This is a genomic window from Hyphobacterium lacteum (assembly GCF_036330345.1).
GTDB lineage: Bacteria > Pseudomonadota > Alphaproteobacteria > Caulobacterales > Maricaulaceae > Hyphobacterium > Hyphobacterium lacteum.
In genome coordinates, this window is the sequence record NZ_JAZDRP010000002.1 from 370,741 (window position 1) to 383,454 (window position 12,714).

General features: G+C 62.9%; 9 protein-coding genes. 2 read left to right on the forward strand and 7 right to left on the reverse strand.

Translation table 11 applies throughout. The annotated features are described in order from the left end of the window. Nucleotides 1-3: 3 nt before the first annotated feature. The gene (locus V0U79_RS04330) at nt 4-285 is read right to left on the reverse strand and encodes a hypothetical protein (RefSeq protein WP_330198243.1); all 282 of its coding nucleotides are present in this window, start codon (nt 283-285) and stop codon (nt 4-6) included. 83 nt (nt 286-368) lie between these two features. After that, complete coding sequence (locus V0U79_RS04335) at nt 369-1,055, reverse strand: SDR family NAD(P)-dependent oxidoreductase (protein ID WP_330198244.1); 687 nt, start codon at nt 1,053-1,055, stop codon at nt 369-371. A 169-nt stretch (nt 1,056-1,224) separates the two neighbouring features. On the opposite strand from V0U79_RS04335, the gene V0U79_RS04340 reads away from it, so the two are divergent. Together V0U79_RS04340 and pbpC are read left to right on the forward strand one after the other, a co-directional pair. Continuing rightward, nucleotides 1,225-6,093, forward strand: a complete 4,869-nt coding sequence (locus tag V0U79_RS04340; protein ID WP_330198245.1) for an alpha-2-macroglobulin family protein — start codon at nt 1,225-1,227, stop codon at nt 6,091-6,093. Beyond that, nucleotides 6,093-8,132 (forward strand): penicillin-binding protein 1C, encoded by a 2,040-nt coding sequence (gene pbpC, locus V0U79_RS04345; RefSeq protein WP_330198246.1) that lies wholly within the window; start codon nt 6,093-6,095, stop codon nt 8,130-8,132. The genes V0U79_RS04340 and pbpC overlap by 1 nt, the downstream gene beginning before the upstream one ends. Before the next feature lie 84 nt (nt 8,133-8,216). Here the strand turns inward: pbpC and V0U79_RS04350 are convergent, their stop codons facing one another. The 5 genes from V0U79_RS04350 to V0U79_RS04370 all read right to left on the reverse strand — a co-directional run bounded on the left by V0U79_RS04350 (nt 8,217) and on the right by V0U79_RS04370 (nt 12,684). After that, nucleotides 8,217-9,143: a hypothetical protein gene (locus tag V0U79_RS04350; RefSeq protein ID WP_330198247.1), complete on the reverse strand. Its 927-nt coding sequence runs from the start codon at nt 9,141-9,143 to the stop codon at nt 8,217-8,219. 124 nt (nt 9,144-9,267) lie between these two features. Then, nucleotides 9,268-10,125 carry an alpha/beta fold hydrolase gene (locus V0U79_RS04355; RefSeq protein WP_330198248.1) on the reverse strand — a complete coding sequence of 286 codons (858 nt, stop codon included), beginning with the start codon at nt 10,123-10,125 and terminating at the stop codon, nt 9,268-9,270. 10 nt (nt 10,126-10,135) lie between these two features. Then, nucleotides 10,136-11,242, reverse strand: coding sequence for a ferritin-like domain-containing protein (locus V0U79_RS04360; protein WP_330198249.1), 1,107 nt, complete (start codon nt 11,240-11,242; stop codon nt 10,136-10,138). A 97-nt stretch (nt 11,243-11,339) separates the two neighbouring features. Beyond that, on the reverse strand, nt 11,340-12,272 hold the full coding sequence (locus tag V0U79_RS04365; protein ID WP_330198250.1) for a sterol desaturase family protein: 933 nt from the start codon (nt 12,270-12,272) through the stop codon (nt 11,340-11,342). Between the two features lies 1 nt (nt 12,273). Further along, the gene (locus V0U79_RS04370) at nt 12,274-12,684 is read right to left on the reverse strand and encodes a hypothetical protein (RefSeq protein WP_330198251.1); all 411 of its coding nucleotides are present in this window, start codon (nt 12,682-12,684) and stop codon (nt 12,274-12,276) included. Nucleotides 12,685-12,714 lie beyond the last annotated feature (30 nt).

Here is a 12,714-nt window from a genome sequence, read left to right on the forward strand (position 1 = left end):
CGGCTATCGATTGGCCGGGTCGGTTTCCGACTGCCAGGCCAGACGGGCCAGGAAGCCAGTTGCGCCCAGAGCAACAATCAGCGCAGCGGCAAACAGCGGATAGCTGAACAATGGCGCCAGATGCATCTGGCTCGTCACCGCCCAGACCAGGGCGAATGAGGTAAACAGGGTCTCCGAACCGACGATCAGCGCGATCGCCACAACCGACAGGATTGCGGTGATGTCGATGATGCGCTTGCGGTTGTTCGGATCGCTCAGCTGCGCGGACAATTCTGGAAGTGTCATCTTGAATACGACCTTCTTGGAGGCATCCCATCCGGATGCCCCCTGGAAATGAGAAGGACCAGCGCGTTGCGCAAGAGGTTGTGTCAGACTTTTCCTGTCACCGGCACCAGTGCGCCGGTCACGGCGCGGGCGTCATCGGACGCCAGGAACAGCATGACGGCGGCCAGATCCGCCGGTTTCACCCAAATATCCGGGTCGGTATCCGGCATGTCGGCACGGTTCTGCGGCGTATCGATGATCGACGGCAGTACTGCATTCACCGTCACATTCGTCGATTTCAATTCTTCTGCCAGTGCCTCGGTCAGGCGCATCACACCGGATTTTGACGCCGTATAGGCCCCCATGCCCATGCCGGCCTTCAATGCGGCAGCTGCGCCGACATTGACGATCCGGCCCGCCGGTGCCGCTTTCAGATAGGGCAGTGCCATCTTGCAGGCCGTCGCCGCGGTCTTGACGTTGATCGTGTAGAGGAAGTCCCAGCTGTCGATGCTGCCATCCTCCAACGTTTCCCAGCGGAACCCGCCGGCAATATTCAACAGCGCATCCAGGCGGCCATGTTTCTTGACGATGGCATTGAACAGATCCGCCGCGGCTTCGGCCTGGGTCAGATCGACACCGCCCATGGCATGCGCCCCATCGGGGAAGCTCTCCCGCGGCGCATCCGCGCGATCGATGGCCACAACCGTCCAGCCGGCCTCCAGTGCTGCCTGGCTGGCTGCCTCACCCAGAATCCCGAAACCGCCGGTGATGGCGATGACCTTGCCGCTCATCCTGATCTCCCTTTTTCTGTGCCGGACACTAGCGTGGACACCGCCATGAGCAAGCCATCCGGCATCGAATGACCCGGATTGCGCCAGAAGAATGTCACAAATCAGGGGGATGAAGTTTGCGGCCACTCGTGGAATGATGAGGGCTCGGGGAAGGGACAGGGAGATTTCAATGATCCAGCGGACGATCCGTTTCGGCGCTCTGGCGGTAACGCTGGGGCTGGTGATGGCAGCCTGCTCGCAAGGCGACGGGCCTTCCGGACAGATAGACCGTGAGGGCATAGAGCTGAGGGACCGCTCGGCAACAGCGCCCCGGCCGGAGCCGGAATATCCCGACCGCTTCGAATTTCTCCGCTATCGCATTGATGTCTCGGCCGCCCAACCAGCGGCCTGTTTTGTATTTTCCGAGGCCCTTGATCCGGATGTCGACTACGCTCCCTTCGTCGAGCTCAGCCCGGCGGCCAGCGTTGCGGTCCAGGTAGATGGATCCTCGCTTTGCCTCGGCGGTTTGACCTTTGGCCAAACCCCGGATGTCACCCTGCTTCAGGGCCTGCCTTCAGCCGATGGCGATACCCTGTCTGCTTCCGAAACCACAACGGTCGAGTTTGGCGACCGCCCGGCCTATGTCGGTTTTTCCGGCGATGGCGTAATCCTGCCGCGCATTGATGCGGACGGTATTCCGATCGAAACCGTCAATGTTGACGAAGTGGAGATCGAAATTCTCCGCATCACCGACCGCGCGCTCGCCTTCCGCCAGATCACACAGGGCTTTACTGCCGCGGAAAATGACTGGGGCTATCTCTATGGCGAGGAAAGCCCGTCCGGCGTCGGCCGTCAGATCTGGGAAGGCACGATGGATACATCCGGCGAACCGAATGCGCCGGTCATTACCGTCATGCCGCTGGCCGAAACGATCGGCGTGCTGGAACCCGGCGCCTATTTCGTCCGCGTTCGCGACAACACGGTCGATGACGCTGAAAACGAGCCCGCCCGTTCCGAGCGCTGGTTCATCATCACCGACCTCGCTTTGACATCCTATGTCGGTCAGGACGGCATGGATGTGACGGTTCGTTCGCTGCAGACGGGCCGCGCTGTCGATGGCGTCACCGTGCAGCTGATCGCCGATTCCAATGAAATCCTGGCCAGCGCGGACAGCGATGGCGATGGACGCATCCGCTTTGATGACCCGCTGACCAATGGCACCGGCGCCAATGCACCGCGCCTCTTGCTGGCCTATGGCCCCAGCGGCGATTTCGCCGTGCTCGATTTCGACCGCTCGCCAGTCGACCTGTCAGAGCACGACATTGGCGGACGCAACACGCCGGATGGCGCGGATGCCTATGTCTATCTCGACCGCGGCATCTACCGTCCCGGTGAGACCGTGCGCGCGACGGCCCTGATCCGCGACCGCGAATCCAATGCAATCGATGATCGCGCAGGCAGCTTCATCCTCTATGCTCCCAATGGCATCGAGGCGCATCGCTATCGCTTTGATGAAGCCGAAGATGCTGGCGGCCTGCAGCGTGATTTCGAGATTTCCCGTTTTGCCGCGCGCGGCATCTGGCGCCTGGCGCTGGATCTGGACGGAATCGGTGTCATCGGCCGGGCCAGTTTCTCGGTCGAGGACTTCGTGCCCCAGCGCATCGAGCTGACGGTCGATGCCGATACGGAAACGCCACTCCGCGCCAATGAGACCCGCAGCATCGAGGCCAATGTCCGCTTCCTCTATGGCGCGCCGGGCGCCGGACTGCCGGTCGAGGGCGAAGTCCGGATCCAGGTCGATCCGTCCCCGTTCGAGGACTATGCCGGCTACCAGTTCGGCCTGCACGACGCCTCCTTCCAGCAGATCGCCTATGACCTCAACGACGTCACCACGGATGGCGGCGGCACGGCCCTGCTTGGCCTGAACGCCGGAACGCGCGGCGCCGATGCGACCCAGCCCTTGCGGGCGCGCGTCGTCGTCTCCGCTATCGAACCGGGTGGCCGCCCGGTCAGCGATGATGTCCGCGTGCCCTATCGGCCGCGCGATCTCTATGTCGGTATTGCGCCCGATTTCGATGGCCGGGCCGAACGTGAAACCTCGAATACATTCAATGTCGTTGCGCTCGATACCGGTGGCGATGCGGTCGATAGCCGCCTCGAATGGCAGCTGACACGACGCGATTACCGCTATGACTGGTATCGCGAGAGCGGCGGCCGCTGGCGCTGGCGCCGGACCAGCTTCACCGTTCCGATCGAATCCGGCGTGGTGAACACAGGAGGCGAAGCTGCCGAAATCGTCACCCCGCCACTCGATTGGGGCAATTACCGGCTTGAGGTGAACGGCGCCAATGGGGCCGCCGCCAGCTATGGCTTCTGGGTCGGCTGGGGCAATGTCGCCCAGGATGGTGTGGACGCGCCCGACCGTATTCGCATCGCCACACCCGACGAGGCGCCCGCGATCGGCGAAACCGCCCAGATCAGCCTGCAGGCGCCCTATGCGGGTGAGGCCGAGATCGTGGTGGCTACCGATCGCGTGATTGCCAGCTATTCCATCAGCCTGCCCGAAGGCGGCACCGGCTTTACCCTCCCGGTTACGGAAGACTGGGGCACCGGCGCCTATGTGATGACCACCGTCTACACGCCGCGCGATGCCGTCGAACAACCGCGACCGCGCCGGGCCGTGGGTGTCGCCTACATTCCGGTGAATACCGACGACCGGACGATCGATCTCTCCTTCGATATGCCCGACCTCGTCCGGCCGCGTCAGACTGTCAGCGTCCAGCTCGAGGCCTCGCAGAATACCGGGGAAGCCTATGTCACGCTGGCTGCGGTCGATGAAGGCATATTGCTGCTGACGCGCTTTGCCTCGCCGGATCCGATGGACTGGTTCTTCGGACAGCGGGCGCTGGAAGTCTCGCTCTATGACGATTATGGCCGTCTGCTCGATCCCAATCAGGGTGCCGCCGCGCCGGTTCGCTCGGGCGGTGACCAGATCGGTGGAGCCGGTCTGACCGTGGTTCCGACACAGACCGTGGCCCTGTTTTCGGGACCGGTCCGCTTCGACCGCAATGGCAATGCCACGCTGGATATCGAGGTGCCGGACTTCAATGGCGAATTGCGCCTGATGGCCGTCGCCTGGTCGGACACGGCTCTGGGTGCTGCCTCGCAGCCCCTGACCGTGCGCGACCCGGTTCCGGCGGAACTCATCCTGCCGCGCTTCCTGTCGCCGGGCGATTCCGCACAGGCGACGCTGACCATCGACAATGTCGAGGGTGGGCCGGGCGATTATGTCGCCATGTTCTCCAGCGAAGGCCCGGTCACATTTGATGTCCCCAGCAATGGCGCAGCCATGGAAACCGGAGAACGCCGGGATGCCAGTGTCGGTATTTCCGCTTCGGATATCGGCATTGCCCGGCTGACCATGGATGTTCTGGCCCCGGATCTGGAGCTGGGCTCCAGCTATCCGATCCAGGTACGCTCGGCCTTCATGCCGCAGGCCCGCTATTCGCGGGTGGCCTTGGCGCCAGGCGAGAACTGGTCGCCGGATCCGGCCCTGCTGGCCGATTTCAATCCGGGGGATGCCGAGCTGCAGATCAGCTTCTCCGCCATCCCGATGGATGCCGCGGCCATCTATGAAAATCTCTCGCGCTATCCGTTCGGTTGCACCGAGCAACAGACCTCGCGGGCCATGCCACTGCTCTATGCGGGGCAAATGGCAGCGCTGGCCGGTCTGGATGCCGACAGCGAGATCCATCAGCGCATTCGCGAGGCCGTGGAAGTCCTCCTGAACCGGCAGGGTTCGGACGGGGCGATCGGCCAGTGGCGCATGGGCGATCGCTATGCCGATGGCTGGCTGGGCGCCTATGCCGTCGACTTCCTCGCTCGCGCCGATGCCGCCGGATATGACGTGCCGGAAGCCGCCCTGGAACGGGCCTATACGGTGCTCGGTCATATCGCCCGCGGCGATTTCTATCGCGCTGGCGGCTATGACACGGATCTTCGCCGCGGCCCCTGGCAACGCGACACCCAGCAGCGTCTGAATGATCGCAGCCAGGCTTATGCCTTCTACGTGCTGGCCCGCGCCGGCCGTGTCGATGTCGGCCGCCTGCGCTATTTCCACGATAACCGCATCGAACAGATCGACAGCCCGCTGGCGCGCGCTCATGTCGGTGCGGCTCTGGCCATGGTTGGCGACCGGTCGCGCAGCCAGAACGCCTTCGATCTCGCGGAACGGGCCCTCGGCTATAACAATCCGGGTGACTACTACCAGACACCACGCCGGGATCTGGCCGGTCTTCTCGCGCTCGCCGCCGAAGCCGGTGATCGCGACCGGGTCCAGCGCCTTGGCGATCGTGTGGCCACGGAACTGCCGGCGATTGATGACTTGACCACGCAGGAAATGGCCTTCCTGCTATTGGCTGCCAACGCCCTGACAGAAGCCGGCGAAACCGTGGATGTGGCAGCAGACGGAGCTGTCAGCGTCCGCACTGCAGGCCGCAGCTTCGATATGTCTCCGGCCGATCTCGCCAGTGGCGCGGCCTTCACCAATGCAGCAACCAACCCGGTCTGGCTGACCAGCGTCGCCCGCGGCACACCCTCCAGCCCGCCACAGGCCGAAACCAGCGGCCTCTTTGTCCGCAAGACGGTCTGGAACACGGATGGCACACCAGCCGACCTGACCAGCGTCAGCCAGGGCGACCGGCTGATCGTCGCGATCGAAATCAGCAATCCGGAACAACGCCGGGCCCCGCTGATTGTCGCTGACTTGCTGCCGGCGGGCTTCGAGATCGAGGCGATTGTCCAGCCCAGTGAAGCCGGAGACAATGGCGTCTACAGCTGGCTCGGCCGGATCGACACGGCGCGCCTGCAGGAAGCCCGCGATGACCGCTATGTCGCGGCCGTCGAGGTCTATGGCCAGCGCACCGAGCGTTATGCCTATACAGTACGCGCGGTGACGCCCGGCAGCTTCACTATTCCCGGTGTCGAGGTCGAGGACATGTATCGTACCGATGTCGTCGCGCGGACAGCCGCCGGCCGTGTCGAGATCAGCGAACGCTGATGCAGCGGATACGGACAGCCTGGCTCTGGAGTGGCGCAGCGGCCCTGGCCGCTGCCCTTTCAGTGCTGCTGCTGGACCGGATCTTTCCGCCGCCGGAACTGGCTGCTCGCTCCATCGTCGTTACCGATGCCCGGGGTCAGATGTTCCGGGCCTTTCCCGTCGAGGACGGACGATGGCGGCTCGGCGCGGATCTCGAGGAGATCGATCCGGCCTTTATCGAGGCTCTGATCGCCATCGAGGATGAGCGTTTCTACCGGCATCACGGGGTTGATCCGGTGGCCATCATGCGGGCCAGCGTGAACGCCCTGCGCGCTGGAGAGATTGTCTCGGGTGCATCCACGCTGACCATGCAGACAGCCCGCTTGCTGGAGCCGCGCCCGGAGCGCAATCTCGGCTCCAAGCTGATGGAAGCCTGGCGCGCCCTGCAACTCGAAGCCCGCCATTCCAAGGCCGAGATCCTCGAAACCTATCTCACCCTCACCCCCTATGGCGGCAATCTGGAAGGGATCACTTCGGCCAGCTGGGCCTGGTTCGGCCATGCGCCCGACCGGCTAACCCCGGCACAGATCGCACTGTTGATCTCTCTGCCACAGGCACCGGAAGCCCGGCGGCCAGACCTTCGACCGGACAATGCCCGCGCCGGACGCGCCCGCATTCTGGACCGGCTGGCGCGCTACGGGCTGATCGCGGACGATATCGCGGCGGAATCGGCTGATGAAATGATCCCCTCGCGCCATGATTTTCCGTCCCTTGCCTGGCATGCCAGCGACTTCCTGCGTCAGGGAACGCCGGGCGAAACACGCATCGTCTCGACGCTGGATTACAATCTTCAGACCGAGGCCGAACGCCTCGCCGCAGAAGCCGCAGCCTCCGTGGAGCCGGATGTCCAGATCGCCATCCTGATTGTGGAAAATGAGAGCCTGGCTGTCCGCGCCGCCGTGGGGTCAGCCAGCCGCGCCAGGGCCGGAGGCTGGATCGACCTGACGACACGGCCACGCTCTCCGGGATCAACGCTGAAGCCCTTCATTTACGGCATGGCTTTCGATGACGGCATCGCTACGCCGCATACCCGCATCACTGACGCACCGCGCAGGTTCGACAGCTACATGCCGGAGAATTTCGACCGTGTTTTCCGCGGTGATGTCACCGTCGCCGAGGCCCTGCAGCATTCGCTGAACGTCCCGGCGGTCGAGACCCTTGATGCTGTCGGGGCCAGCCGCTTTGCCGCCGGTTTGCGCTTTGCCGGTACCGCCCCCGCGATCGCGGATCGTGCCGAGACGGAAACCGGCCTCGCCATCGCTCTGGGCGGTGCCGGGCTCAGCGTCCGGGACCTCGCCACGCTCTATGCGGGCCTCGCCAATGGCGGGGAGGTAAGACCCCTTGTCTGGACACAGGACGACACCGCCGGAGAAGCGCCGGGCATGCAGATCCTGTCAGAAGAATCGGCCGGGGAAATCCTGACGATTCTGCGCGGCGCGCCGCAACCTGCCGGGCGCGCGCCGGCCAGTCTGACCAGCGAGGCGCCCGCCATCGCCTTCAAGACCGGAACCAGTTGGGGGTATCGCGATGCCTGGGCCGCTGGCGTCGGCGCCGGCCACACGGTCATCGTCTGGGTCGGCCGGGCCGATGCTCGCCCCCGGACCGGCCAGACCGGCCGCGAAGCCGCGTTGCCCATCCTGTTTGATGTGTTCGATCTTCTGCCGCGCCAGGAGACGCCGCGTGAGGAAAGAGAACCCTGGCGCCTGGCGCAGGAGACGCCCGCGCCGCTGGAGCATTACCGCCGCGATCCGGCACCGGAAATCCTGTTTCCGCCGGACGAGGCCGAGGTGTGGATGGATCACGACACGCGTGGCTATATCCTCGCCGGGCGCGGAGAGACGGCTCTGACCTGGTATGTCGACGGCCAGCCCGTGCCGCTGAACCCGGCGGGTGAGCCTGTCTGGACGCCGGAGGGACCGGGTTTCTACGCGGTCCGCGCGGTTGACGAGTACGGGCGGTCCAGCCGGTCACGGGTTCGCATCATTACCTCTCAGGGCTGAGCCAGCGCAAAGAAAACGCCCCGCCCGGAATTCCGGACGGGGCGCTGTTCCCGATGACCGGGCTTTGGCCCGGATCAGACAGTCTTACTGACGACCAAGAATGCGGCTTTCCGCAGCGCCGTTGTAGGAATTGTCCTGCGTGTCGAAATCGACGCCATTCGAGTGGTCCTGATAGGACATCGGCGTGCGCGAACGCTCGACAGTCGGTGCGTCGAAGTGCGGCAGCTCGATTTCCTCACAGTCCATCATGCGCCACTCATAGCGCTCGGACTGGACCAGGCGGTAACGCGTGATCGTTTCGGTCCGGCCCTGGACGGTACGGCTTTCAACCGTGGCCGGCTGGGACAGAACCTCGACAACATAGGTGTCGTACTCGGCCGGGATCGGAATTTCCTCGACACGGCCCGGCTCGACCATCACATCGCGCGAGATCGAGGCATATTCAGCCGGCGTCTCGACTTCGTCGATCGTCGCAGGCTGGACAACGACATTGCGGGTCACCGTGCGATACTCGCCCGGCTCCTCGACCAGACACCAGACTTCGCCGGTTTCCGGATCATAACGGGTGATCTGGGCACCCGGGACACGGCCCCGCTGCCAGACCATGCGCGGCTCGCGAACCAGGACCTGCTCGGTCACGGTCTCATGAACAGCCGGACGTACGACATATTCGGTATAGGCCGGACGAACCAGAATGGTCTCGGTGATGGTCTCATAGACCGGCTGGTGAACCACATAGCGGACACCGGCTTCACGAGACACATACTCCTCGACACGCTCCTCCAGGCGCGGCGGAGCCACGTCATAGGTTTCATAAGCGTCCGAGGACGTAATGGTTTCGGTGTAAGGCTCGTAGACCGGCTCGATGCGGACACGGGCATAACACTCACCCGGCGTAGCGCCGGTCGGCGGTTCCGACGGGAACCAGGACATGTCGTCAGCAGCGGCCACACCCGCAACCGAAGTGACCATGAGGACGGCAGAGCCGCCAAGAAGAATACGACGAAGCATCAGTTGAGATCCCCCCAAAAAGAACAAGACGCGATGGATAACTGTAACCGCGGAACGGTCCGGCGTTAAGGTTAAATTAACGATTTCAACAAAATTGACGAAGACTTCGCCAGCATTTCCCCTCTCAGGAGAATTTATGCTGCGCCAGCCAGTCCGAAATCGCGTTAAAGGCGATTTCCTCCGTCAGCAGGGGCGTGTGTCCCGTTCGCGGCACTTCGACATAACCGAGATTCGGCTTCCGTGTCCGCATTTTTCCGGCAATTTCCGCCGTCACCAGTTCCGACAGTTCTCCGCGCACCAGCAAAGTGGGGATATCCTGCAACAGGTCGAAGGCTTTCCAGCGATCTCTGGCGGGCAAACCCTTCCCCATCGTCGCCAGAATGGCCGGATCATAGTCTGATCTGAACGTATCATCCCCGGTCTTCCGGTGCGTGCGCCGGGCGAAGGTCATCCAGAATTCGTCATCGGTCTCGTCGGGATGGACATGACCGTTCACAACCCGGCAGCGCTCCGCAGCCTCCTCCCAGGACCGGATCGGCCCGCCCTTACCCGCGATCTTCCGGATATTCTCGACCCCGCGCGGATCGATCTCCGGCGCAATATCATTGAGCACGATGCCGGAGACCCGTTCCGGGGCAACCGCCCCTGCAGCGATCGAGATCCCGCCGCCCATGGAAGAGCCGATCCAGATTGCCCTGTCGGCACCAAGATGATCCAGCCAGGCGAGACAGTCGGCGACATAGGTCTGGACGTTATAGTGCGCGGGGTCCTTCGCCGCCTCGCTTTCGCCCCGCCCTCTCATGTCGAGCGCCACAACGCGGTAGCCCTGCGACGCCAGACGCGGCGCAAAGTCCTCGAAATCGCGGGAATTGCGGGCCAGACCATGCAGGCACAGGCAAAGCGGACCGCCGGCCCCGTAATCGCGGCCGGCGAGTTCTATCCCGTCAATCGAGGTCAGCCGGAGCGGCTTGTGATCCGTCATGGATCAGAATTTATTCGGCATGCCCCACGGCAGCAACATTGCCTTCCTGACCGGCCTTGGCGACAGCCTCGACATAGGCCCGGCGGGCATCGAATTCCTTGGCTTTCGCCTCGTCATCCTTTTGCAGCTCTTCCGGATCGAGATCGGCATAGCCCATCACGCCCATTTCATCGAAGGTCTTCTGGATGCCTTTGCCGAACAGGCCGATATCCTTGACGATCGGCACGATGCGCTGGAACAGCATCTGGCGGTAGAGCTGAACGATTTCGGAGTTTTCCGAATATTCGACGCATTCCTCTTCCGGCAGATCCAGCGCCCGGTAGACTTCACGGGCATCCGTCATCCGGCCCCGCATCAGCCAGCAGGCCTCGGTCAGGAATTCCTCGCGCTCATTGCGCTCGGCCTGGGTCAGCTGGGGATAATAATCACGCAGGGAGATACGGCCGAACGCGACATGGCGGGCCTCGTCTTCCATGACATAGGCATTGACCATTTTCGCGAGTGGGTTCTGGGCCATATCGCGGATCGAGCCGAACGCTGCCAGCGCCAGGCCTTCAATGACCACCTGCATCGCCAGATAGGTCATGTCCCAGCGGCTGTCGCGCAGGGCCTGGTCGACCAGCTCCTGCAGCGGCGTGGTCATCGGATAGGCGATCTCGAACTTCTTCAGCAGCAACCGGTAGGCCTCGACATGGCGGGCCTCGTCCATCACCTGGGTGGCGGCATAGAATTTGGCGTCCAGATCCGGCACCTGCTGGACAATCTTGGCGGCGCACAGAAGCGCGGCCTGCTCGCCCTGCAGGAATTGCGAGATGTTCCAGGACTGCGAATGGCGGACCAGCTCGATCCGTTCCTTTTCGCTCATTTTTTCCCAGATCGGGGAACCGTAGAGACCACCGATCTCGACGGGTAATTCCATCGGATTTTCAGGGTCGAGATCGAGCGACCAGTCGATGCGATTCACCGCATCCCACTGCATGTCCTTGCCCTTCTGATAGAGGTGCATGAGGGTCTGACGTCCCTCATCGAACTCCCAGTCGAAAATGGCTTCGAATTCCTGTGGGACGGTCCACTTCGGATCAATATCCGGCAGCGGATAAAGTTCGCGCAGGCTCATCAATCTCTCCCCGGTGTCTTATGCGTTTCACAAAAGTAAACGCTGTTCACTCACCGGCAGAGTGAGGGAAATTTACGTGAAAGGCAAGGGGGTGACGCTATTCCGCAGGCGTTGATGCCGGGCGCGCTTCCTCCATCGAGCGGACCGGCTTTTCGACACCCGCCTGTTTCTTGATCGCTTTTGTCGTCAGGCGCGAACCGTCCGGCGACCATCCCGGTGGCGCGAAGACATAGGCCAGCGCATGTCGGATGGAGCGCGCCGAGGCAACATCCTTCACAATCCCCCACCATTCATGGATGGCGATGCGCAGCGGGTTGTAAGTGCCCAGATTGCGGATGATGCCATAGCGGCAGGGCTCTTCGTCGAGCTCGGCCTGGAAAGTGCCGAACATCCGGTCCCAGATGATGAAAACGCCGGCATAATTGCGGTCGAGATAAACGGCGTTGGTGGCATGATGCACACGGTGATGAGACGGCGTATTCATCACCGCTTCGATGGGCGCCGGGAATTTGCGGATCACCTCGGTGTGGATCCAGAACTGGTAGATGAGGTTCAACGCGCCGCAGAAGGCGACCATGGCTGGCGGGAAGCCCAGAAGGATCATCCAGGATCCGAACCAGATGAATTTCAGGGTGAAGATGTTGAACCAGGGCTGCCGCAGCGCGGTGGTCAGATTGTAGTGCTGGGAAGAGTGATGAGTAACGTGGTCAGCCCAGAACCAGCGGATCGTGTGCGCAAACCGGTGCGACCAGTAATAGACGAAATCATCCAGCACGAAGCAGGCAATCCAGACATACCAGGCCCAGCCGAAATCGAAGAGCGCATACTGCCCGATAAAGCCGTACCAGGCCGCCCCGACCCCGGCAAACACCACGCCGGCAACCACATTTCCCAGCCCCATGGCAAGGCTGGCGCCACTATCCCGCGGTTCGAAACTCGCCTTGCCGGTCGCCCTTGCATAGGCCAGCTCGGCAATGATGAGCAGGACAAAGAACGGAATCGCGAACTGGATCGGATCAAACAAATCCATGTCAGTGTGCCCCCTGTAACCGCGCCGCCCACCGGGCTGCCTCGGCATCGTCAGCCAGCTCGATACGTGTCGACGGGAAGGTAAAATCGCGGAAGCGGATCATCAGGCTGGCACCGTCAGGACGGGCCTCCGCCACATCTTCCGGCGCCACCAGCCGGCTGACCAATATGTCCCCCTGAGCGATCACCATGCCCGTGCTGGCACTATTCGCATCGGCAATCAGCACCGCTTTGCCATCAGAGGAGAGCACGGAGCCCGCCGGGGCGATATCGAGATAATCCCGGCGGAACCGCTCCAGCGCGGCGTCGAGGGAGTCAATACGTGACGGCGTCCATCCGCCGAGCCAGGCATTGAGGCCGATCAGGGCAAGGATGGCCAGTCCGGAGCCGGCAAGGATGAGGAGTGTGATCATGGTCCGATTTTTGGCCACGAAAAAGGGCGG